The sequence below is a fragment of the Lentisphaera marina genome, assembly GCF_028745505.1.
GTDB lineage: Bacteria > Verrucomicrobiota > Lentisphaeria > Lentisphaerales > Lentisphaeraceae > Lentisphaera > Lentisphaera marina.
Window position 1 is genome coordinate 375,439 of the sequence record NZ_JAQZZL010000001.1, and the last position, 22,847, is coordinate 398,285.

The 22,847-nt window shown below is 42.7% G+C and carries 29 protein-coding genes; 20 read left to right on the forward strand and 9 right to left on the reverse strand.

All coding sequences use genetic code 11. From position 1 onward, the window contains the following. Positions 1-46 precede the first annotated feature (46 nt). Positions 47-703 carry a cupin domain-containing protein gene (locus tag PQO01_RS01590; protein WP_274312291.1) on the forward strand — a complete coding sequence of 219 codons (657 nt, stop codon included), beginning with the start codon at positions 47-49 and terminating at the stop codon, positions 701-703. On the opposite strand, the gene PQO01_RS01595 is transcribed toward PQO01_RS01590, so the two are convergent. The 4 genes from PQO01_RS01595 to PQO01_RS01610 are packed head-to-tail and all read right to left on the reverse strand — an operon-like array spanning position 698 to position 2,268. Next, positions 698-1,516, reverse strand: a complete 819-nt coding sequence (locus tag PQO01_RS01595) for a hypothetical protein (RefSeq protein WP_274312292.1) — start codon at positions 1,514-1,516, stop codon at positions 698-700. The two genes, PQO01_RS01590 and PQO01_RS01595, sit on opposite strands and share 6 nt — an antisense overlap. Then, positions 1,513-1,986 (reverse strand): hypothetical protein, encoded by a 474-nt coding sequence (locus PQO01_RS01600; protein WP_274312293.1) that lies wholly within the window; start codon positions 1,984-1,986, stop codon positions 1,513-1,515. Before PQO01_RS01600 ends, PQO01_RS01595 begins: the two co-directional genes overlap by 4 nt. After that, on the reverse strand, positions 1,964-2,119 hold the full coding sequence (locus tag PQO01_RS01605; RefSeq protein WP_274312294.1) for a hypothetical protein: 156 nt from the start codon (positions 2,117-2,119) through the stop codon (positions 1,964-1,966). The genes PQO01_RS01600 and PQO01_RS01605 overlap by 23 nt, the downstream gene beginning before the upstream one ends. Positions 2,120-2,121: 2 nt before the next feature. Then, on the reverse strand, positions 2,122-2,268 hold the full coding sequence (locus PQO01_RS01610; RefSeq protein ID WP_274312295.1) for a hypothetical protein: 147 nt from the start codon (positions 2,266-2,268) through the stop codon (positions 2,122-2,124). 131 nt (positions 2,269-2,399) lie between these two features. On the opposite strand from PQO01_RS01610, the gene PQO01_RS01615 reads away from it, so the two are divergent. The 13 genes from PQO01_RS01615 (at position 2,400) to PQO01_RS01675 (ending at position 12,381) form a co-directional block, all read left to right on the forward strand. Beyond that, a complete protein-coding gene (locus PQO01_RS01615; RefSeq protein ID WP_274312296.1) occupies positions 2,400-3,557 on the forward strand; it encodes a sensor histidine kinase in 1,158 nt (385 codons plus the stop codon). Continuing rightward, positions 3,550-4,941 (forward strand): sigma-54-dependent transcriptional regulator, encoded by a 1,392-nt coding sequence (locus tag PQO01_RS01620; protein ID WP_274312297.1) that lies wholly within the window; start codon positions 3,550-3,552, stop codon positions 4,939-4,941. Before PQO01_RS01615 ends, PQO01_RS01620 begins: the two co-directional genes overlap by 8 nt. A 1-nt stretch (position 4,942) precedes the next feature. Further along, positions 4,943-5,452, forward strand: coding sequence for a pantetheine-phosphate adenylyltransferase (gene coaD, locus PQO01_RS01625; RefSeq protein WP_274312298.1), 510 nt, complete (start codon positions 4,943-4,945; stop codon positions 5,450-5,452). Next, positions 5,424-5,906, forward strand: coding sequence for a YceD family protein (locus PQO01_RS01630; RefSeq protein WP_274312299.1), 483 nt, complete (start codon positions 5,424-5,426; stop codon positions 5,904-5,906). Before coaD ends, PQO01_RS01630 begins: the two co-directional genes overlap by 29 nt. Before the next feature lie 29 nt (positions 5,907-5,935). After that, positions 5,936-6,112: a 50S ribosomal protein L32 gene (gene rpmF, locus PQO01_RS01635; protein WP_274312300.1), complete on the forward strand. Its 177-nt coding sequence runs from the start codon at positions 5,936-5,938 to the stop codon at positions 6,110-6,112. A 5-nt stretch (positions 6,113-6,117) separates the two neighbouring features. Next, a complete protein-coding gene (plsX, locus tag PQO01_RS01640) occupies positions 6,118-7,116 on the forward strand; it encodes a phosphate acyltransferase PlsX (RefSeq protein WP_274312301.1) in 999 nt (332 codons plus the stop codon). Between the two features lies 1 nt (position 7,117). Continuing rightward, complete coding sequence (locus tag PQO01_RS01645) at positions 7,118-8,101, forward strand: beta-ketoacyl-ACP synthase III (RefSeq protein WP_274312302.1); 984 nt, start codon at positions 7,118-7,120, stop codon at positions 8,099-8,101. Positions 8,102-8,120: 19 nt separating this feature from the next. Further along, positions 8,121-8,864 carry a 3-oxoacyl-[acyl-carrier-protein] reductase gene (fabG, locus tag PQO01_RS01650; protein ID WP_274312303.1) on the forward strand — a complete coding sequence of 248 codons (744 nt, stop codon included), beginning with the start codon at positions 8,121-8,123 and terminating at the stop codon, positions 8,862-8,864. A gap of 76 nt (positions 8,865-8,940) precedes the next feature. Continuing rightward, entirely contained in the window at positions 8,941-9,174 is a 234-nt protein-coding gene (locus PQO01_RS01655) for an acyl carrier protein (RefSeq protein WP_007279998.1), read from the forward strand. Between the two features lie 27 nt (positions 9,175-9,201). Then, the gene (fabF, locus tag PQO01_RS01660; RefSeq protein ID WP_274312304.1) at positions 9,202-10,443 is read left to right on the forward strand and encodes a beta-ketoacyl-ACP synthase II; all 1,242 of its coding nucleotides are present in this window, start codon (positions 9,202-9,204) and stop codon (positions 10,441-10,443) included. Positions 10,444-10,445: 2 nt separating this feature from the next. Further along, positions 10,446-10,616 carry a hypothetical protein gene (locus PQO01_RS01665; RefSeq protein WP_274312305.1) on the forward strand — a complete coding sequence of 57 codons (171 nt, stop codon included), beginning with the start codon at positions 10,446-10,448 and terminating at the stop codon, positions 10,614-10,616. Between the two features lie 29 nt (positions 10,617-10,645). Then, positions 10,646-11,128: an rRNA maturation RNase YbeY gene (ybeY, locus tag PQO01_RS01670; RefSeq protein WP_274312306.1), complete on the forward strand. Its 483-nt coding sequence runs from the start codon at positions 10,646-10,648 to the stop codon at positions 11,126-11,128. After that, positions 11,128-12,381, forward strand: coding sequence for a hemolysin family protein (locus PQO01_RS01675; protein ID WP_274312307.1), 1,254 nt, complete (start codon positions 11,128-11,130; stop codon positions 12,379-12,381). Before ybeY ends, PQO01_RS01675 begins: the two co-directional genes overlap by 1 nt. On the opposite strand, the gene PQO01_RS01680 is transcribed toward PQO01_RS01675, so the two are convergent. Both PQO01_RS01680 and fdhD read right to left on the reverse strand, forming a co-directional pair. Beyond that, positions 12,378-14,591 carry an FdhF/YdeP family oxidoreductase gene (locus PQO01_RS01680; protein ID WP_274312308.1) on the reverse strand — a complete coding sequence of 738 codons (2,214 nt, stop codon included), beginning with the start codon at positions 14,589-14,591 and terminating at the stop codon, positions 12,378-12,380. The genes PQO01_RS01675 and PQO01_RS01680 overlap by 4 nt on opposite strands. A gap of 8 nt (positions 14,592-14,599) precedes the next feature. Beyond that, positions 14,600-15,382, reverse strand: coding sequence for a formate dehydrogenase accessory sulfurtransferase FdhD (fdhD, locus tag PQO01_RS01685; RefSeq protein WP_274312309.1), 783 nt, complete (start codon positions 15,380-15,382; stop codon positions 14,600-14,602). A 165-nt stretch (positions 15,383-15,547) separates the two neighbouring features. On the opposite strand from fdhD, the gene PQO01_RS01690 reads away from it, so the two are divergent. From PQO01_RS01690 to PQO01_RS01700, 3 genes are all read left to right on the forward strand, one after another. After that, positions 15,548-16,951 carry a phosphohexomutase domain-containing protein gene (locus PQO01_RS01690; protein WP_274312310.1) on the forward strand — a complete coding sequence of 468 codons (1,404 nt, stop codon included), beginning with the start codon at positions 15,548-15,550 and terminating at the stop codon, positions 16,949-16,951. 66 nt (positions 16,952-17,017) lie between these two features. Beyond that, complete coding sequence (gene fcl / locus PQO01_RS01695) at positions 17,018-17,989, forward strand: GDP-L-fucose synthase (protein WP_274312311.1); 972 nt, start codon at positions 17,018-17,020, stop codon at positions 17,987-17,989. A gap of 96 nt (positions 17,990-18,085) precedes the next feature. Then, positions 18,086-18,553 (forward strand): hypothetical protein, encoded by a 468-nt coding sequence (locus tag PQO01_RS01700; RefSeq protein WP_274312312.1) that lies wholly within the window; start codon positions 18,086-18,088, stop codon positions 18,551-18,553. On the opposite strand, the gene PQO01_RS01705 is transcribed toward PQO01_RS01700, so the two are convergent. The 3 genes from PQO01_RS01705 to PQO01_RS01715 are packed head-to-tail and all read right to left on the reverse strand — an operon-like array spanning position 18,550 to position 21,280. Further along, entirely contained in the window at positions 18,550-18,828 is a 279-nt protein-coding gene (locus PQO01_RS01705; protein ID WP_274312313.1) for a peptidylprolyl isomerase, read from the reverse strand. The genes PQO01_RS01700 and PQO01_RS01705 overlap by 4 nt on opposite strands. After that, positions 18,825-19,259 carry a hypothetical protein gene (locus tag PQO01_RS01710; protein ID WP_274312314.1) on the reverse strand — a complete coding sequence of 145 codons (435 nt, stop codon included), beginning with the start codon at positions 19,257-19,259 and terminating at the stop codon, positions 18,825-18,827. The genes PQO01_RS01705 and PQO01_RS01710 overlap by 4 nt, the downstream gene beginning before the upstream one ends. Then, a complete protein-coding gene (locus tag PQO01_RS01715; RefSeq protein WP_274312315.1) occupies positions 19,256-21,280 on the reverse strand; it encodes an ABC transporter ATP-binding protein in 2,025 nt (674 codons plus the stop codon). Before PQO01_RS01715 ends, PQO01_RS01710 begins: the two co-directional genes overlap by 4 nt. 89 nt (positions 21,281-21,369) lie before the next feature. Between PQO01_RS01715 and gshB the strand changes: the two genes are divergently transcribed. Genes gshB through PQO01_RS01730 form a run of 3 tightly spaced genes read left to right on the forward strand, consistent with a single transcriptional unit; the run spans position 21,370 to position 22,842 of the window. After that, positions 21,370-22,359, forward strand: coding sequence for a glutathione synthase (gene gshB, locus PQO01_RS01720; protein WP_274312316.1), 990 nt, complete (start codon positions 21,370-21,372; stop codon positions 22,357-22,359). Beyond that, positions 22,352-22,588, forward strand: a complete 237-nt coding sequence (locus tag PQO01_RS01725) for a glutaredoxin family protein (RefSeq protein WP_274312317.1) — start codon at positions 22,352-22,354, stop codon at positions 22,586-22,588. The genes gshB and PQO01_RS01725 overlap by 8 nt, the downstream gene beginning before the upstream one ends. Beyond that, entirely contained in the window at positions 22,588-22,842 is a 255-nt protein-coding gene (locus PQO01_RS01730; protein ID WP_274312318.1) for a BolA family protein, read from the forward strand. Before PQO01_RS01725 ends, PQO01_RS01730 begins: the two co-directional genes overlap by 1 nt. Positions 22,843-22,847 lie beyond the last annotated feature (5 nt).

Sequence of the window (22,847 nt, forward strand, 5' to 3'; positions counted from 1 at the left end):
CCGATCAAAGTTAATCCTTAAGTAAACCCCATAAGGAGCCTGCTCAATGCTCAACATGAATTTCAATACCAGATCGGTCATCCTTTGGGATCAACAAGATTGGCTCGAGAGTCCTCTGGCAGGAGTTTACCGCAAGCCTTTAGAACGAGAAGCGGCTGAGCATGGCCATGTGACGAGTATCGTAAAATACGAAGCTAAGTCATATTTCAATGAACACAGTCACCCTCTTGGCGAAGAGATTTTTGTTCTCGAAGGAACCTTTTCAGACGAAACTGGTGATTTTGGTCCAGGCACTTACATTCGCAATCCCCCTGGAAGTAAGCATAAGCCCTTCAGTCATGAAGGTTGCGTCATCTTTGTAAAGCTCAATCAATTTCATTCAGATGACAAAGACTTCCTGCGAATTAATACCCATCAAACTGATTGGCTCCCGGGCTCCGGCAATCTACAAGTCATGCCCCTACACAATTTTGCGGGACAAAATACTGCCCTCGTCAAATGGCCAAAAAATGAAGTTTTTCAGCCTCACCGTCACCTCGGTGGGGAAGAGATTTTTGTCATCGATGGTGAATTCATCGACGAACATGGATCTTACCCAAAGTACACTTGGCTCAGGAATCCCCACAATAGCCAACATCACCCCAGAGCAGAACAAGAAACTCTCATCCTAGTCAAAACAGGCCACTTAGCTCAAGGTCTATAAGATTTCTCCCAAGGATAAACCTAAGACAAAAGTGAAGGCAAAAAAACAGGGATAGAATAATCTAATTCTTGGATCAAAATCTTGCTTCAGAGCATGAGCATAAGCCAGGCAACAAAGAATGAGAGAAAAGCCAGTCACGGTTGCTACAGAATAAGTCGTAATCATAAAGACAATTAAACAGGCATGGGTCAAAACCGGCTTTTTATTCCAAAGAAACAAAATCCCAATCAAGGCTTCAATCAAAACGGTCCACCACGTCAAGAAAATTGCCAAGGCATTGACTTCTTTTAGACCCTGCAGAGTCATACTGAGGCCTTGCGAATCCCGCATCAATTTCATTGCCTCTCCATTAGCATCTAAAATCGTTTTATCCACACTCGTAAACAAGATCGTAAACACCTTGAAGCGCCCATCCATTAACAAAGTATAGCGGAAAAAATCACCATTTATATAATCGCCATGAATCAACTTTGCGACAACCGCAAAGAGCATTGCCCCTGCTATGAGGTAGCGTGCCGACTGACTACAAAAATCCACACATGCTTGTTTATTATTCTTGGTGAATAAGAAGGCTAAATACAAAGTTAAAAACCAATAGGCAATCAGGTACTTATGATTGTCACTACTGCCCCAACTAAAAAATATGGCAAAGACCTGCAATGAAGTAATCGCCAACCAGAAGTCATGGTTTTTACCCAACTTGGGAAAAAAGAGTGCTAACAAGACTAGGCAATGAAAAGCCGCCGCCACATGCCCCTTGGGTGCCGCCGCCAACAAAGCCAATAAGAGCGACATTCGCAATAGCATTGTCATGGCTTCACCCACTTATAAGTCAAAAGTTCTTTGGAGGTCACAGTCCCTTTTTCATAGACAAGTTCTGCAACACCAACTTCTATACTCTTGGCATTTTCACCTGTAGAATTAATGCGCACAAAAGTTTCTGCATCACCGTGGCGGTGTTTCCACTTTAATAATTGAAGCTCTTCTATAAAATCTTTGAGCTTAGCCTCTTTGGGGAAGGCTCTCAACTGATCATAAGATGCCATCTTTGAAAACTGCTTGGATGACACCCACTTACTTTGACCATCCGCAAAATTGACTTTTACAGTGACGCGACGCATACCAGGGTTTTTCAAACTAGAGAACATCCCAAAACCGCCACCTTTCCACGGACTTAGGACATCAAAGTTACTCATCACCAATTGAAAAATGGCAATAAAAATCAAACTCAAAATGGGGAGAGTGTAGAGAGGAGGGAATTTACTCTTCAGCAACGCGTTCATATTCTTCAATTTCGTTCTTGCGCTCCTCTTCCTCTTCTTCGCTAAAGGTATACATCTTACATGAACAAGACGTAGTACTTACAAAGAGAAAGGTAAGACAAATAATGAATAAGGGTCGTAGAAACGTTTTCATAATTACTCTTCTGCAAGGCGCTCGTATTCTTCGTCTTCATGCTCTTCTTCATGTTCATGAGTCGTATAAAAACCACAGGAATAAGTTGTATTGTGGGCAATAATAAAACTCAAACAAATGATGATGAAGGGGCGAATAAATGCAGCCATGAAGAAAACACTTCCAAATTAATTCTTTTTAAAAGTATAATTCTAGGGTTTTGTAATGCAAGTGAACACAGATTTTTTGGGCATTTGCCGTAAGGTGTGCTAAAGTAGCCAAATTAATTTTTTGGTGCCAAATGAAAGCAGATATTATTGATCGTTTGAGCGAGAGACTCAAGCACTCGGAACTTGGGGAAGAGCAATCTTTCCTACTACACCTCGTACGTGAAAAAAGCTCTCTCGATACGATATTCAACACGATCCGAGAAGGCATTGTCGTATTAGACGAGGCTTACGACATCACTTATCACAATCAGGCTGCCTTGGAACTCTTGGGTCTCACCAGTGATGCCAAAGGCCAAGCCCTTTCAAAATTTGTCCCCGAACTCAAAATCCAAGAAATGATTCCTTCCGAAAATGGTTTCAAACGCCAAGAAATTGAGATCTCTTACCCTGAATTTCGCCATCTCATTTGCACCATTGTGCAACAAAGTGAAATTGATGGCTACATCATTGTCATTCACGATAACACTGACTTACATAATCAAAGTCAAACGCAAAACGAAAGCGAGCAAGTGCGCTTACTCACCATGCTTGCCGCAGGTGTTGCTCATGAATTGGGGAATCCACTCAATAGTTTAAATATCCACCTGCAACTTCTTGGGCGCTTGATGAAACAAGTCGATGGCGATGAAGGCACTGAAGCTAGAGACTTGCTCAATGTTGCGTCGGGAGAAATTCAACGCCTCGATACGATTATACGTCAATTCCTCGGAGCTTTACGATCAGATAAACCCGAAATGAACCCCATTGAATTGAGTTCTATTTTACGTGAGGCCATCGAGTTCATGACCAAAGAAATCGAAGAACGTAATATTGAGCTCGAAATTTCCATCCCCGAGCGCACACCTTCTATTGAAGGTGATGAAACACAACTCAAACAGGCCTTTTTCAATATCATGAAAAATGCTATTCAAGCCATGCCGCAAGGAGGGAAGCTCGCCTTAATCTGTACTGGCGACGATGATTTCCTGCATGTCAGTTTTGCCGACAATGGTGGTGGAATTGAACTCAATAAGATCGGAAAAATTTTCAACTCCTATAAAAGCGATCGCCATAGCGGCACAGGCTTAGGCATTTTTATTGTCGAAAAAATCATCCGTGAACATGGTGGACGACTCGACATTAGCTCTGCCGAAGATAAAGGCACCATCCTTACAATATCCTTGCCACGCCTCGGAAAACGAATTCGCATGATAAGCACAAAAAACAATCAAGAGATTTCAGATGAATAAGAAAAATATATTAATCGTTGATGATGAGATCCACACCTGCCAAGGCTTAGCCCGCGCCCTCAAATATGAATGGGAGACCTTTACTGCGGCCAATGGCAAAGAAGCGATTACAATCTTTGAAGAAAATCCCATCGACATCATTTTAACCGACGTCAAAATGCCTGGCATGAGTGGCATAGAACTGCTCCGCAAGCTAAAAAATATTCGCCCCGAAGTTCCTGCTATCGTTATGAGTGCCTACAACGAAACGGAAACTGTGGTCGATGCCGTCAAAGCGGGTGCTTATGACTTTATCACCAAACCCTTTCGACTCGACGACCTTGATGGCGTCCTAAAAACTGCGGTTGAAAATGGCCACAGCCTACAACTTCCAAGTACCAACAAAACTAGCAATGCGCAATTGCCTGCCAGAAGTCAAGCCAACAAGGGCTCGGAAAATTCACCACAGATCATCTATAAATCTATGCTTATGGAAAAAGTTTTGCGCACTGTTCAACAAATTGCCCCTGCACGTTCATCTGTGCTTATCACTGGTGAGAGTGGCACGGGTAAAGAAGTCATTGCCAAAGCCATTCACGCTGCGAGTACTCGTGCCAACAAAGCTTTCATTGCTGTCCATTGTGCGGCTTTAAATGCCAATCTTTTTGAAAGTGAACTCTTTGGCCATGAAAAAGGTTCTTTTACTGGTGCTAACGAAAAACGCATTGGACGTTTTGAAGCCGCGGATGGCGGAACTCTGTTTCTCGATGAAATCGGCGAAATTGATGCCACCACGCAAGTTAAACTTTTGCGCATCCTTGAGAGTCGCTCCTTTGAACGAGTCGGCGGTAGCGAAACACTTTATTCAGACGTGCGCCTCATAGCGGCCACCAATCGCGACCTTCGCAAAATGGTCCAAGCCGGTGAATTCCGCGAAGACCTTTATTATCGACTCGATGTAATCAACGTAGAGCTCCCCCCCTTAAGAGAGCGTCGAGAAGACATCCCTGCCTTACTCCAACACTGGCTGATTGCCTCAGTAAGTGATAATCAATTAAATGTCAAAGGTTTCACAGCCGATGCGATGTCGCGCTTGTGCACTTATGATTGGCCCGGCAATGTTCGCGAACTCCGCAATGTGGTCGAGCGCATGGCAGTTCTCTCCCATCAGGAATACATTGACCTCCCCAACTTGCCCGATCATGTCTTACTCGGTGATCAACAATTGAGTACACAAACAAAAATAGAAGAAAAAGACAAAGCACTTGACGTGGCAGAAAATGAAAAAGTCCTTATTTTGAAGGCCCTCAAAGAATCTAACAACAATCGCACCCTTGCAGCAGAACGCCTTGGCATGAGTCGCCGCACACTGCATCGTCGACTGAAGCAATTTGGAATAACTTAAAATGTCTGATGAAAAAATCGCCATCTATCCCGGATCTTTTGATCCCCTGACTTTTGGTCATTTAGATGTTATTGAAAGAGCTGCAAAGCTCTTTGATAAACTCATTGTGCTCGTCGCCGTCAACGCCTCTAAGCAAGCTCACTTCACACTGGATGAGCGCAGCTCCCACATAAGAGAGATTTGCAAACACCTCCCCAACATTGAAGTCCATTCAATTAGCGGCCTCTTAGTCGATGCCCTCAATAGCTTTGATGCCTGCGCCGTGGTGCGAGGCCTACGTTCGATTTCTGACTTTGAATACGAAATACACATGGCCATGATGAATCGTGACCTCAACCCCAAATGCGAAACTGTTTTTTTAATGCCGAGCCCAGAAACTTCTTTTGTTTCTTCAAGAATGATTCGCGAAATCGCTCGCTTGGGTGGTGACATTGATAAGTTTGTCCCCCCCATTATCGCCAGTGCCTTAAAGGAGAAATATCATGCCCCTTCATCCTCTACAGATAAATAAATTTCACATCCCCGAATTTGGCCTCAAGCTCCAAGATGAAGTAGACTCATCTTTACTGGAGCTGCCGCAATCCTATCGTGAAAAATCTTATGGCCCGCTAAAGGCTCAACTCGATATCAGTTTACTTGACCAAATGGACACCTTATTAATAAGGGGACAAGCTAGCATCGATATGCAATGTAATTGCGATCGTTGTAACTCAGACTTCACTCATCATCTTGAGTCCGAAGAAATTTGTCATCATATTGAAAACTGTCCGGACATTATTGATTTGACAGAATACATACGTGAGGATATACTCCTCACTTTTCCGCAACACTACCTGTGCAGTGATGACTGCGAAGGATTATGCCCAGGATGTGGTGCGAACCTCAATAAAGAGAGCTGCCAATGCTCAAAACCGGATAACGGTGGCTCTTTTGACAATATTTTAGACAATCTAAATTTTGACTAATTTTTTAAAGTTAAGACAAGGGAAATAACATGGCACAGCCAAAAAGAAAAACATCTAAGATGAAAAAGCGTCAGCGCAAAGCATCTTACGCTTGGAAAGGTATCCAAACTCAACTATGCGATTGTGGCGCTCCTCGTGTACCACACCGCGTTTGCAGCTCTTGTGGCTCTTACAACGGTCGCCAAGTAATCGAAGCTGGCAACTAGATAGCATGATCATTGCGCTTGACGCAATGGGCGGAGATAATGCTCCACAGGAAATTATCTCCGGAGCCGTCCAGGCTCTAGAGGAAATCCCCGCCGACGTTTCATTCAAACTCGTCGGGGATGAATCCCTCATCAAAGCCGAGCTCGACAAATATAAAGTTGATCTCGCACGATTTTCTATCGTCCACAGTAGTGAAGTTGTCACTATGGATGACCCTCCCACAGCCGCCATCCGCGGTAAAAAAGATTCCTCCATCGCCATAGCCGTTAAATTGGTTAAAGAAGGCGAAGCCGATGCATTAGTATCCGCTGGAAACACAGGCGCCTCTGTCGCCTGTTGTGTCCTTAAACTAGGACGCCTCCCAGGCATTGACCGCCCAGCAATTGCCACTGTCATCCCTGCTCCCGAAGGCAAATTTGTGCTCTTAGACTCCGGCGCCAACGTAGATTCCAAGCCCGAAATGCTTAATCAATTCTCCATCATGGGAGAAATTTACGCCAAGGCAATCCTGGAACTCGAATCACCACGAGTCGGCTTATTTTCAAATGGTAGTGAAGATGGAAAGGGGAACGAAGTCACCAAAGCAACTTTTAAACTTCTCAAAGAAAACGATTACAACTTCATTGGCAATGTAGAAGGCACTGACCTCTTCAAAGATAAAGTTGATGTTGTTGTGTGCGATGGATTCATCGGCAACCTAGTACTAAAAAGTTGTGAAGGCATTGCCAAAGGCATCTCTGGCATGCTCAAAAAGAATATCAAGAAAAAGCAAGTTCGAAAAGTAGGTTACGCCCTCTCGAAAGGCGCTTTTGATGAACTCAAAGAAAAAACCGATTCACGCGCCACAGGTGGAGCTCCACTTCTTGGCGTCAATGGGATTTTCATCAAAGCCCACGGCAGTTCAGATGCATACGCACTGAAAAATGCCCTAAAAGTAGCCCACGAACTCACATTAAAAGAAATCAATAAACAAATCATCGCAGGAATTGAACAGGAGGCTTAAGATGAAAGGCATTAAAATTATTGGCACAGGCAAATACGCTCCTGAGAACATCGTCACTAATGATGACTTAGCGGAAAAAGTCGAAACTTCCCACGAATGGATTGTGACACGCACGGGAATTGAACAGCGCCACATCGCTGCAGACGATCAAGCGACATCCGACCTCTGTGTCCCTGCCGCACAAAACGCTTTAGACGACGCTGGACTGACAGCGGAAGACCTCGACTTAATTATTGTGGCTACACTTTCACCAGACAAACCCTTCCCTAATACAGCCACCATTTTACAAAGAAAAATTGGCGCTAAAAACGCTGCCTGCTTTTCAATTGAAGCTGCCTGCACTGGTTTTGTCTATGCAATGGAAGTGGCTTCATCTATGCTTCGTTGCGGAAACTACAAAAACGCCTTAGTTATTGGTGCTGAAAAACTGAGCTCGCAAGTAAATTGGTCAGATCGCAACACCTGTGTTTTATTTGGCGATGGTGCGGGAGCCGCAATTCTTGAGAGCGTTGAAGAAAAAGATAATTCACTACTCAACTCTATCCTTGCTTCAGATGGCACACACGAAGAACTTCTGCACACAGCTATTGGTGGATCTGCGACTCCTGCAACTGCAGAGAATTTAGATGATCCGGGTCGCTACCTACAAATGCAGGGACGTGAAGTCTTCAAGCTCGCGGTTACCAACATGGCGAATTCAGTCAAAAAAGCCCTCGAAGAAATCAACTTAAGTGTTGATGATATTGACTGGCTCATCCCCCACCAAGCCAACGTAAGAATCATTAGTGCCGTAGGCGATAAAATTGGCATCAATAGTGAAAAAGTTTTTGTCAATGTACAGAAATATGGCAACACCTCTGCCGCCACTATCCCCATCGCCCTCGACGAATTAGCTCGCAGTGGAGAACTCAAGCGTGGACAAATCTTGGTATTTGTCGCTTTTGGCGGCGGCTTCACTTGGGGTGCAACGGTTTTAAAATACTAAATTTAAGAAAGGAAATATCATGAGCGTAAAAGATAAAGTTTGTGTTGTAACTGGTGGTTCACGTGGAATCGGTCTCGAAATCTGCCGTCGCTTAGTTGCGGATGGCGCAAAAGTTGCCCTGATTGGCACAAGAGAAGAAACGGCTCAAAACGCGGTAAAAGAACTCGGCGCAACTGCTGATCAAGTTAAGGGCTATGCCTTAAACGTTGCTGACGGCACTGCTGTAGGCGAAGTGTTCACACAAATCCTTAGCGATTTCGGTCAAGTAGACGTTTTGGTCAACAATGCCGGCATCACTCGCGACACACTCATGATGCGCATGAAAGAAGAAGACTGGGATCTTGTGATGGCAGTCAACCTCAAAGGTGCTTTCAATTGCACAAAAGCCGTCATGCGTCCCATGATGAAATTACGCAAAGGTCGCATCATCAATATTTCCTCAGTTGTTGGCCTCACTGGCAACGCTGGACAAGCTAACTATGCCGCTTCAAAAGCTGGCCTAATTGGCTTCACAAAATCAAGTGCGAAAGAACTATCAAGTCGCAACATCACTGTAAACGCTGTGGCTCCTGGCTACATCGCAACTGAAATGACTGATGCTGTGTCTGACGCAGCTCGTGAAGCTTTCTTAAGCAACATCCCCTTGGGACGTGCTGGCGAAGCGAAAGAAGTTGCTGCAATGATCGCCTTTTTAGCTTCCGACGAATCTGCATATATCACTGGTCAAACATTTAATGTTGACGGTGGTTTGGTTATGCAATAGAGTTTGCATTTTTAATACATGCAATCATTTTACACAGTTCACAAAACAAACTAATACAAAACTTAGGAGAAGAGTTATGTCTTCAACAGCCGATAAAGTTATCGAAGTAATCTGCGAAAAACTCAGCGTAACTGCTGACCAATGCCTTCCTGAGGCGAAATTCATCGACGATCTCGGTGCTGATTCACTCGACACAGTAGAACTCGTTATGGAACTCGAAGAGCAGTTCAACGTAACTATCCCAGACGAAGTAAGCGAAAACATCCTCACGGTTGGCGACGCGATCAAATTCGTTGAAGAAAACGCTTAATTAAATTTATTGACGGCAGCAAAAACTATGGAATTAAAACGCATCGTAATCACTGGCACAGGTGTAATCTCACCAGTCGGTAATACTACCCAGGACTTTTGGTCTGGACTTTTATCCGGAAAAAGTGGCTTGGATACTATTAAAGGCTTCGATACTGAAGGACACCGTTGTACTATTGCAGGCGAAGTCACTGACTTTGACCCAACTCAGTACATGGAACCTGCAGCAGCCAAAAAAATCGATCGCTTCTGTCAGTTTGCTATTGCTGCCTCAAACGAAGCTGTGGAAGAGGCGGGTCTTAAAGATTCGTCAATTCCTGCAGAACGCATTGGCGTTCTCATTGGTTCGGGTATTGGCGGTTTAGCTACTCTCGAAGAAGAAGTAGAAAAGCTCGTCACTAAAGGCCCCCGCCGCGTTTCTCCGATGCTCATTCCCAAGATGATTGGTGATATGAGCTCAGGAATCGTTTCAATCCATCACGGATTCAAAGGCCCCAATTTCACTGCAGTCTCTGCCTGTGCTTCATCAACTCACTCCATCGGAGAAGCTTTTTGGATTCTTCAGCGTGGTGATGCCGATGTTATTGTTACAGGTGGTGCCGAAGCTGCAATCACTCCAGTAGGTATGGCCGGCTTCGCTTCAATGCGAGCTATGTCAACTCGCAACGACGATCCTCAAGGTGCGAGCCGTCCTTTCGATAAAGACCGCGATGGTTTTGTCATGGGCGAAGGCGCAGGCATCCTCGTTATGGAAACTTTAGAAAGTGCTGAAGCACGTGGCGCTAATATCATAGCTGAGTTCATTGGTTATGGTGCTACTGCAGATGCTAATCACATTACATCTCCTGCAGATGATGGTTCAGGTGCTGCTGCGGCTATTACAATGGCAATGAAGCACGCTAAAATTGACCCTTCTGAAGTGAGCTACATTAATGCACACGGAACTTCCACTCCTATGAATGATAAGTTCGAGACTCGTGCAATTAAATCTGTCTTTGGTGACAATGCGCCAAACATTCCTATCTCAAGTACAAAGTCAATGACTGGTCATGGTCTTGGTACTGCTGGAGCTTGGGAAACAATTGTTTGTGCTCTTGCCGTTAAAAATGACAAAATTCCTCCCACTATGAACTACACGACTCCTGATCCAGAATGTGATTTAGATTACGTTCCCAACAAGTCTCGTGAAGTCAGTGTTGATATTGCTCTTAACATCAACCTTGGTTTTGGTGGACATAATGCAACTGGTTTAGTAAGGAAGTTCAAATGAAAATGAAAGCTTTAATCGCAACGATTTTTTTAGCAGCACTTTGCTTCTCTTGTGCCAATGACCCACAAATTGCTAGCCACCAGCTTCCTGCTATGGAACAATCATGGGCTGAAGCAATCCAGGCTTCTCACCCAGAGTGGAAAGCCCCAAGCTACGCACCGATCGACCAGTAAGGAGCTCGGCCGACTCAGTCGGCCACACCATGAACATCTCTATACAGTCTGATACAGATAAATATACCTTAACTGAGTTCCGTCACATAGAAGAAATTGCTCTTTATTTATGTGATCACTGGGGGCTCAGTAAACAACACTGCTCTCTCAATATTAGCTTCACCGACGATGCCGGAATAGAACCAGTAAATGTTCAATTTCTCCAGCACGAAGGCCCGACAGATGTCATTAGTTTTGACTATCTTGACGACTATGAAGCGGAATTCGCTGATCCAGATGACCCCTTCGTGTTAGGGGAATTACTCATCTCTTTAGAGACTGCTCAAAGCCAAGCCAAAAACTACGACTCATCATTTAACGATGAAGCCCTGCTCTATTTAGCTCATGGCATATTGCATCTTTGTGGCTTTGATGATCACGAAGAAAACGATATCAAGGAAATGCGTCGAGCTGAGCAAGTCTCCATGAAACTCATTAAAGAAAACTTTTCACAAGCTAGGATTATTGCCTAATGGAAATGTTTGCCTTACTCATTCTTTTATGTTTAGCTTGCTGGACGGGCTCCTGCCGCTCTTCACTTCGTAAGCTCACTGGTGGTTTGCTTAGAACCCTAGAAGATAGAATACAAAGCAATTGCCAATACTTAGATGATCATCGCCCGCGATTTGGTTTTGTCCTACGTGCAGCAAGCTTTATTTTCACCACTACATACACGCTGATTTCTTATAAATTTTTCATCTTGGATGGTGCTAAAAATACTCATACAGAGAACGTCACTTATTTTGTTTTAGTCCTCGTACTCTACCTTCTGACACGTGAAGTCCTTGGGTCGATTTGGACACGTAATTACGGCATTAAAATCCTCAGCAACTCTCTGCCCGCACTCAAAGTCCTTAACATCCTTTTCTTCCCTTATATTACGATTGTTTTAAGCCTACACCATAATCACGAAGCCCGTTTAGAGGAAAGTGATAACAACACGAAAGTAAGTGCTGAAGATGAAATACTCTCCTTAGTTGAGGAAGATGAAGAAAATGATCGTGAAGACTCTATTGAAGACGAAGAAGCCCGTATGATTAAAGGCGTATTTAATTTGGATGACACCACCATACGCGAAGTTATGATCCCCAGAACTTCTATAACTGGAGTTGAGAAAGACACTCCCTTAGAAGAGATTAAAAAGCTTTTCATTAGCAGTGGCTATAGTCGCTTACCCGTATACGACGAAAAACCCGACACGATCATTGGCTTAGTTTATGCGAAAGACTTTTTAGATTACAGTAAAATCTGTCAATCGAAACTCAATGATCTACTCCGCCCCGTTGAATTTGTCCCCGAAACCGAGACTCTGGACATTACACTTCCGAACTTTCGAAAGAAGAAAATTCATCTCGCAATTGTTCAGGACGAATTTGGTGGCACAGCAGGCTTAGTCACCATGGAAGACTTACTTGAGGAGATTGTTGGTGAAATCCATGATGAATTTGACACAGAAGAAGAAAGTCATCTTCAAGCACTTGAAAATGGTAGTTTAATCTTAGATCCACGCGCTACCATTAGCGAAATCAACCAAGCTCTCAACAGCAATATTCCCGATGAAGAGTTTGATACCATTGGAGCCTATGTCTACAGTATTACCGGAGATATCCCCAAAGCTCAAACGAAAGTAGAATGCGATTTTTTCCAAGTCGAAATCCTGGAAGCTGACGAAAGAAACATCATCAGTTTAAGCTTGCAAATTAATTCTGAAACAGAAAAAGCTTAAAGCTTTTCTAAACTAATTATAACAAATTTTGACATGGGCGTAAAACTGCGCTTAGCATGATCACTCAAGCCTATGAGTGGATTTGTCTCGGGGAAATAAGCGCCAGCACAATTTTGTGGTATATCGTATTTTACTGGACGAAAACCATCGACAGAACGCTTCTGACCATCACTCGCATAGCTTATAATTCTGAGTGAGTTCTTTTCACTAATACCGAGGTTCTTCATATCCTGCTCGTTTAAAAATATGACTTTCCGTTCATTCTTTATACCGCGATAACGATCATCCATCCCATAAATTGTCGTATTATACTGATCGTGTGAACGCATAGTCATGAGACGTAGTTTACCGTCTTCCAAATCGTGCTGCGGAAGTTCATTGGCAATAAAACGCGCCTTATCAGTAGCCGTCTTCCACTCTCGCAAACGGGCCGAATTTCGCAAATGGAAGCCACCGGGTTGCTGAATCTTTTGATTGTAATTTTCAAAGCCGGGAATAACGGCCTCGATTTTACTGCGAATATTAGCATAATCCGCAATTAAATCATCCCAATCTACTTTGTCAGAACCAAACAAGGCTTTTGAGATTCCCGCAACAATGGCAGGTTCAGATTTCAAATCTGTGGATGCAGGTTCATTACTCCCTGTCGAAGCATGTACCATTGACATCGAATCTTCTACAGTCACACTCTGCAAACCAGATTTCTGTAAATCCTTTTCTGAACGTCCTATACAGGGAAGGATCAAAGCTTTCTTACCATGAATCACATGGCTTCTATTTAAATGAGTTGAAACATGTACAGTCAATTCACAAGATTGCATCGCCTTAAACGTTTTTTCTGTATCAGGTGTTGCCGAGGCAAAATTTCCGCCCATACCAACAAAGACTTTGGCTTCTTGCTTTTCCATAGCCTCAATTGCGTGCACTGCACTCATACCGTGTTTGCGTGGCGCCGTGAATTTAAATTCTTTTTCTAAGCTGAGTAAAAAATCTTCTTTAGGGAATTCAGTGATTCCCACTGTGCGATCACCCTGAACATTACTGTGGCCTCGAACTGGGCACGCACCCGCACCTTCTTTACCGATATTACCTTTGAGCAACAAGAGGTTGATCACTTCCTGTATATTAGCAACGCCATGACGGTGCTGAGTCAGCCCCATTGCCCAGCAGGCAATAACTCGATCTGAATTGGCATACACGTCCGCTGCCTCAATAATCTGCTCACGCGTCAGACCTGATTCCTTGATGATCTCGTCCCAAGAGGTGGATAAAACTAGCTGTTTATAGTCATCAAAACCCGAACAATGTTCTTCAATAAAGGCCTCATCTAATGTCGCACCACTTTCAAATAAATGCTTAATCATCCCTCGAATAGCCGCCATATCGCCACCAATCAAAGGTTGGTAATAATGACTGGAAATTGGGCTAACTTTATTTAAACCCATCCCCACTGGATCTTGTGGGTGAATAAAGCCTTTCAAACCTGCTTCTAGCAAAGGATTGAAACTTAAAATTTTACAACCGCGCTTTGCCGCAGCCTGTAACTCGCTTAACATGCGTGGGTGATTCGTGCCTGGGTTTTGACCAAAAACATAGATGGCATCGGCTTTCTCAAAATCATCTAAAAGCACAGTTCCTTTACCTATACCTACACTTTCTCCCATACCGACCCCTGTCGATTCATGACACAAGTTAGAGCAATCAGGGAAATTATTAGTGCCGTACATGCGCCCCATGAGTTGATACAAGAAAGCCGCTTCATTTGAAGTACGTCCCGAAGTATAAAAAAGTGCCTCATCAGGATTATCTAAGGCCTGCAATTCCTTGGCGATCATCGCAAAAGCATCGTCCCAACTTATCGGCTCATACTGATCGCTAAGTTCATTATAGCAGAAAGGCTCGGTTAAACGCCCTTGGTCCTCGAGCTTAAAATCTGACCAAGTCTGCATTTCACTGACCGTATTTTTCATAAAAGTCGCACGCGACGCACGTTTTTTCGTCGTCTCATAGGTCAAGGCTTTCACTCCGTTCTCACAAAACTCGGTCATCGATGCGTCTTTTGGATCTGGCCAAGCACAACCGGGGCAATCGAAGCCCTTGGGCTGATTCATTTTAAAAAGTGTTTTTGCGCTCTTCGCAAAGGCTTCCCTTTGCATAAACTTCATCGATGATTTTAAAGCACCCCAGCCACCGGCATATTCTTTTGACATATCTTCTCCTAAACGACTTCTCTTGCACGCTCTAATGACGAATAAAAAGTCACACGATCTTCTCGACAAAACGCAGCTAAAGTCATATTTAATTTTTCTGCCCATTCTACCGCAAGCGATGATGGGGCCGATATTGAAGCTAAAATTGGTATATTAGCACGATTGCACTTTTGAATAATCTCGAAAGAAACGCGCCCACTCACAGTCAGTAATTTTGCCTGTGCCAATAAATCTTTTTCTAATAAAAAGCCAATCACTTTATCCACCGCATTATGACGACCCACATCTTCAAATAAACATAAGACCTGTCCCGCTTGGTCAAAAGCGGCGGCGGCATGACTACCTCCCGTTAAGGCAAAGAGCAACTGATCTTTCCGAGCGCTACTAAAAGCCTCTTGAATAAACTCAGCTGATACCAAAAAATCATCTTCTAAGGCTTCCAAGTTACTGAATAATTGTTCTACATTGCGTTTTCCGCATATCCCGCAAGATGGACTGGAACCAAATCGACGTCCTTGAATTTTATCTTGCTCAAATATTTTAAGCCGCGCAATAATCCCCTGCTCCCATTCCTCTAAAGAGAAACTCTCAAAAGCATGAGAACTAATTCCTTCGCTATGCAGTAAGCCTCTTACCAAATATCTTTCATCACCAGGTGTCTGCATCGTCAAAGACAAATCCTGTCCATTGACAATAATCTGCAAAGGCGTTTCAACTAAGAGACAATCATTTTGCCTTTGGTTTTTTCCTTCTGTGCACTTAAAGCTAGCTGCTGATTGAATTTTTTGCATAAAGAGACCACTAAGTTAGATTCCATATACAATAAGCGTCTCTCAAGGAAACTCTTGTACTTTTCGATCATTTTTTAGTTCAATTAAGGCAGTACTCATTAGATAAATCAACTTTAGTAAGCAAAGTGAATAAAAAACCTTTCTTACACTATATAGAGTAGATACATGAAGATAAGTTTAAATGGTTTCACGCCCTACGATTTGCGCGCCAAATTGGGAGAGCAGCTTAACAGCGACATTGCCTATGCAATGGGTCGAGCTTTTGCACTCACCCAAAAAGCCAAAAGAGTATGCGTCGGCGGTGACATCCGCCTCAGTTCAGAAGAACTTAAAAACTCCTTGGCTCGTGGTTTAGCTGATGCAGGCTGCGAAGTTATTGATCTCGGACTAACGGGAACTGAAGAAGTTTATTTTGCCACAGTTCACTTTAAACTTGATGGCGGAATCCAAGTGACGGCTAGCCACAATCCAAAAGATTATAACGGCATGAAGTTTGTCGGTCCTAATGCCATTCCGATTGGCATGCAAAACGGTTTACAGGATATCAAAAAATCCGCTGAACAATTCCTTAATCAAGATGACGAGGAAAGCCCTAATATCACTAGTGCTTCAATTATAAAATCGAGCTGTTTTGAGGCCTACATTTCCCATATCCTAAATTTCATCGACCTCGCGAAACTTCGCCCCATGCGCTTACTCATGAACGCGGGAAATGGCACTGCAGGTCACATCATTGATGCCATTGAAAATGAATTTAAAAAGCATCATATTCCCATAGAGTTTATTAAGATTAATAACGATCCTAATGGCAAGTTCCCAAAAGGAATCCCCAACCCTTTGTTACATTCTTGCCGTGCTGAAACAGCTCAAGCTGTCCTCGATAACAATTGCGATCTCGGAATTGCTTGGGATGGTGATTGTGATCGTTGTTTTTTCTTTGATAACAAAGGTGACTTTATCGAAGGCTACTTCATTGTAGGTTTTTTAGCAGAAGCTTTTTTAAAACATGACCCCAATCAAATTATACTTCAAGATCCTCGCTTAACTTGGAATACGATTGACATCGTTAAGGAAGCGGGTGGCCAATGCTTTAAAAGTAAAACGGGGCACGCTTTCATTAAAAAAGACATGCGAGAACGCGATGCCGTCTACGGTGGTGAAATGTCTGCTCACCATTACTTTCGGGATTTTTTCTATTGTGATAGTGGCATGATTCCTTGGCTTCTAGTTATCGAACTCTTATCTTCAAAACAAGCTGACTTACACGAACTTCTCTACAAACGCATTGAAATGTTCCCCAACCCCGGCGAACTCAACTATACGATCAACCAGAAAGATGCAGCCATTAAAGCTATCGAGAAGTATTTTAGAGAAGCTGAACTTAAACCCTTGGCCATAGAATACTTCGATGGGCTCAATATCGAATTCGACGATTGGCGCTTTAGCCTACGCCGTTCAAATACTGAGCCACTCGTCAGACTTAATATAGAAACTCGTGCGGATAAAGAACTCTTAAAAAACAAACTAAGACTACTCAATAGCTTACTGGACAAATGGCTTGATTCGTAGCACATTCACTTTCAATAAATATTAATGATTAAGGAGTCGCTCTCCTTTTAACCATAAAGGATAAATATGTCTCTCGACTCAAAAATCTATATTGCTGGCCACAGAGGCATGGTAGGCTCAGCTATTAAACGTCAGCTCGAAAGCCTGGGCTACAGCAACATTATTACGCGAACTCGTCAGGAACTCGACTTATTAAATCAAGAAGCCGTCGCTAATTTTTTCAAACAAGAAAAGCCCGACGTCGTCTATTTAGCTGCGGCAAAAGTTGGTGGAATTGTCGGAAACAATACTTATCCAGCACAATTTATTTACGAGAATCTCACGATTCAAAACCACATCATTCATAATGCTTATTTGAATGGCTGTAAAAAATTACTTTTTCTGGGTTCTTCATGCATTTATCCAAAGATGGCTCAGCAACCTATGTTAGAGACTGAACTTCTCCAAGGAAGCTTAGAACCTACCAATGAACCCTACGCAATCGCAAAGATTGCGGGCATCAAAACCTGTGAATCATACAACCGTCAGTACGGCCTTGATTATCGCTCAGTCATGCCGACAAATCTTTACGGTACAAATGATAATTTTCACCCTCAAAATAGTCACGTTATCCCTGCCATGTTGCGTCGTTTTCATGAAGCAAAGGAAAGCCAAGCTAAAGAGGTTGTCGTTTGGGGCACGGGAAAACCAATGCGCGAGTTTTTACATGTCGATGACATGGCAGCAGCTTCTATTTTTGTCGCTACTTTAGACAAAGAGAAATACGACTCCATCATTGATCCCCGCTGCTCACATATTAACGTCGGAACTGGAATAGATTGCACTATTCGCGAACTAGCAGAAACGATTGCTAAAGTGGTCGGCTTCAAAGGTGAACTCATTTTCGACACCAGCAAACCAGATGGCACTCCAAGAAAACTCATGAATGTCGAGCGCTTAAAAGATCTGGGTTGGTCAGCACAAATTTCTCTTGAAGATGGACTTCGTCAGACTTATGCTTGGTTCCTTGAAAATGCTCTTAATTTAAGAGAAGCCTAAAGACGATATCAGCATTATTAAAAATCTATTAAGGCTGTCAAACTTATTGGGTCCTAGTTTATTCATTGATTAACTACAAATAAACTAGGACACACCATGAAATACCTTTTACTCTTATTGCTCTTGTCATTCAATACATGGGCATTAACTATTCAAGAATACCAAGAACTTAAATCTGCTGCTTACCAAAGCATCAAAGATCACATGGAAGTTCATCAGAATGAAGAACTAAGAACTATTCAAAAATTCATCTTCCCTGCACAAGCTAAACTCTTAAAAGCAGTATCAGCTGTAAATGCTGAGATTGAAAAACTCTTTGCAGAACTCAAGGAGAGTGGTCAATCTAGCGATAAATACAAAATCTTACGAAATATCGAGTTCCAACTCATCACAGAAGTCAAAGGTGAAGAGGAATACGCTGAACTCTACCAAGCTTGGAACCAAGCAAGACTTGCATATGAAAATAAAAAAATTGCTCTACATATCAAGAAGGATCATCAAGCTGGTAAAGCCTACCAAAAGAGCATGAAGAAAATTCAAGCTTTGCGTGCACCGCAAAGTTAATCGCGATAATAAACTTCCACTAAGTGATAACCAAACTTAGTTTTTACTGGCCCGTGAATCACATTAAGCTGCTTCTTAAAGACAATTTGATTGATTGCGGGAAGCAGTTGCCCATGGCGTATCTCCCCTAGATCTCCACCCCTCTTAGCCGAATTGCAGGTCGAGTGTTTACGCGCAAATTTGGCAAAGTCGGCACCAGATTTTAACTTTTCTAAAATTTCTTCGGCATCGCGCTTCTGTTTCACCAAGATATGGCGTGCCATCGCGGATTTCATTTACTCAAAGCCTTGAGTTTAACTTCGAGTTCTTGTAAGCGCGGATCCTTCATTAACTCATTATAGATTTCTTCATTGAGTTTATTGATCTTATCAATAATTTCTTTCTGCTCTTCCGCGAGTAAAGCATCATTTTGAATCAGTTTATCTTGTAAGGCATTAATCTTTTTGACCGCAAGCTGACGTTCTTTACCGAGCTTCCCCGGAAGAGATTCTATTAAGGTTTTTAGTTCCTTATTACGCTTAAAGAGCTCACTCAATTTTATGTATAAACTTTGAACACGACGATCCAAGCTTTTTAATTTGATGTCTTTTCCCATCTTTTCGATACTAATACGATGGTACTCTAAACGAAGTGTATTCCAGTCATCATGCTTGTCAGCAAAAATGCTACAGCAAAAAGCAACAGTGATCAGCATCCATTTAATCATGATTCCGTTTCCTTAAATTGGGTATTCCATAAACGTGCATAGAGGCCGTTTTGAATGAGCAGATCTTCATGTGAGCCATATTCCGCCACACAACCCTTGTCCATCACATAAATACAATCGGCATCTTTAACCGTACTTAAACGGTGAGCTATGGCAATCACGGTTCTATCATCCATCAATTGATTGATAGCTTCCTGAACTAATTGTTCTGTTACATTATCTAAGGCACTCGTTGCTTCATCCAAGACCAAAATGGGCGGATTCTTCAAAATGGCTCTAGCAATTGCCACGCGCTGACGCTGGCCACCCGAGAGTTTTGTCCCGCCTGTTCCGACATTAAACTCAAAACCTTCCTCTTTATCTTCAATAAAGCCTGTAACATCTGCCTGTTTCGCTGCCTGCTGAATTTTTTCATCATCAGCACCTTCAACTCCATAAGCAATATTATATTTGACACTGTCATTAAATAGAGTCGTGACTTGATCCACAAAGCCGATCAAATTCCTTAATGACTTATTGCTAATATCGCGAATATCGGCGCCATCAATGCTAATGGAGCCCTCGTGAATATCATAAAAACGCGCCAACATATTGACTAAAGTCGTTTTACCTGAACCAGCCTCACCTACAAATGCAACAAAATGCCCCTTGGGAATCGTTATGTTCACGTTTTTCAACGTTTGTTGTCCATCATAAGAGAAGCACACATCTTTAAAAGTAATCTCTTTTTCAAAGCTTGGGAGCGCAGTTACCTGAGCCTTTTCTTTGATTTCATAATCCATGTCTAAGTATTCAAAAATCCTTTCCGAGGCTGCCACCGTCTTAATGATATTCGCCTGAATTTTCGTTAATGACTTAAAGGGTTTATAAGCTAAATTGGCCGCAATACCGAGCGCGGCAATTTTATCGAAAGTCACCCCTTCTATCACACTGTAAATCAGAAAAATTACCGCAAAACATATAGCTGCGGCTTCAGTCATTGGCGCGAGAAGCAATTCATAGCGCTTGGATTTCATGGTCAATTTAAAAAAGCGATTATTTGAATCTTCGAAACGATTCTTCTCATATTTTTCCATATTGTAAGCTTTCACCAAACGTACACAGGAAAGAGTTTCTTGCATCCTCACCATCACATTGCCAATTTGCTGCATAGTTTTCTTGGCATACTTCTTCAAACGTCCGCCAAGAGCAAAAATTGGCAGTAAAAATACTGGCATCCCCAAGAATAGAAAGATCAATATTCCCGTTAAATCATTTTGAATTGAGAACCAAGTGATAAAGCCCACAACAGAAAAAATTTCTATCGGACTACGTGTGAGCTGACCAATATTTTCTGAGATCGCCGATTGAATTGTTCCCGTATCATTCTGACAGCGGCTCATCATTTCACCAACTTCTTCAGAATTGTGAAACTCCATGGATTGATTCATCAGCTTAGCAAAAAGTTTAGCTCGTAGATCTGCGACAACTCGTAAGCCAACCCAACGCATAAAGTAGCGATTGAAAAAAGTCCCGATACTCTTTAGAGCGAGGGCAATCATTAAGAAAAAGGCACCAATAATAAGTATGGCTCCCGTGGGCTCACCACTTATGGGGTCCTGTAATTCTAGACCGCATTTCTTTTCTAAAAAGTCTCGTAGGAAAAGAGGGATCTTTGCAACTTTCTCATCCCATTCTTTACGCTTACTTTGATCAACACTTACGACGTCGACAACATCTAATTTCTCGCCTTTGAAAACCTGTTCTTGGTATTCGCCTTGCTCATTTTCGCGATTTTCTACCAATATTTCCAAATCAGTTTCATCTGCTTTTTGAACCACATAACGGCTCACTGATTGAACTTGCTCGTCATTTCCAACCACTTGTCCCATAACTGATGCAGTCTGAGTCAATAAACCAAAAATCGAGCCACCTGTCACAAAACCAAAAAAGATCCCCAAGAGAAGTCTTCCTTTATAGGGCTTCACATAGCCCAGCAAACGTATATACGTTGCCCAATTGATCTTTTTCTTTTTGCTCATATTATCTCGTTAAATTTTTGATTTTGCAATATAGGGCAATAGCTTCAAAAGTATATACAATATATTTAAAGAATGACTGGAGTTTCACCATGCGTTTTGTTTTCCTTATGGATCCCATCGAATCAGTTAAAGCAAGGACTGATACTTCCTTCATTTTTATGATTGGTGCTCAGCGTCACAATCACGAAATATGGTTTTGCGCCACTCGCAATATTTCTATTCTAGACGGCAAAGTTCACATGAACGCCCAAAAACTACGTGCCATTGAACCTGCTGGACTTTATGACTTAGATGGAACAGAGAATCCTAGCTGCCCCTTTGAAGTCCTAGAGTCTCGTACTTTGATTGATGACGAAATTGACGCCGTTTTCATTCGAACTGATCCTCCTTTTGATTCTGGCTACTTGATGAATACTTGGATGCTCGATCACTTGCCCCCGACTTCTGCAGTCATTAATTCTCCCCAAGCAATCCGTGATGTTAATGAAAAAGTTTGGTGTTCGCGCTTTACCGAGTTCACCCCACGTACATTAATTACCGCTGACATGGATCTCTACCTCAAATTCCTTGACGAAGAAAAACAAGTCATAGTCAAACCTTGTGATGGCTTTGGTGGTGCAGGTATTTTCCGCATCGAACAGGGCAAAGCTAATGCTCGAGTCGCGTTTGAGACCCTCTCCAATCGTGGCCAAGAGGAAGTCATTGTCCAAGCTTACGTCAAAGAAGCGAGCCAAGGAGACAAGCGCATCCTCTTGCTCAATGGTGAGATTTTAGGAGCCGTCCTGCGCGTCCATGGTGCCGATGACCACCGCAACAACTTTTATGCCGGTGGATCTGCCGTCGCATGTGAAATCACTGATCGTGAAAAAGAAATTTGTGCCGCACTGAAACCCTGCCTTCAGGAAAAAGGACTTTACTTTACTGGTATTGATTTCCTTGGAGATAAGCTCACCGAAGTCAACGTAACCTCCCCTACCTGCATGCAAGAAATGAATCGCCTTTACGATTTAAAACTAGAGGATACAGTAATCGCCTTTGTTGAAAAATTAATTATAAGTAAAAGGAACTCAAATGCCTGAGCTCAAACTTTATTCCTCTAATGGATGCCCATTTTGCCGCAAGGTAACAAGCTTTATGTCTGCCAATGGCATTAAAGTTGATATCGAAGACCCCTTCTCAAGTAACGACGCCATGTTTGCTTTCAAGGGTTTAACTGGTAAAACACAAGTCCCTTGCCTCATAATCGACGGCAAGCCTATGCATGAATCAGATGACATCATCCAATGGATGAAGGAGAACCTAGCCTAATGAAAGAGCAAATCGAACAAGCCATCCTCGCCGTCCTTCCCGACGCACAGGTTCACATCATCGACCCTGATGGTGCACACTTCCAAGGCCTCGTCATCAGTGCTAGCTTTGTTGGCGTCCCTTTACTCAAGCAACACAAGTTGGTGATGAACGCCCTCAAAGAAAAGTTTGCGACTGACACAGTTCATGCCCTACAACTCAAAACTTTCACTCCCGAAAAATGGGAAGCGCAAAAATCTAATTATATTAACTAAGGAAA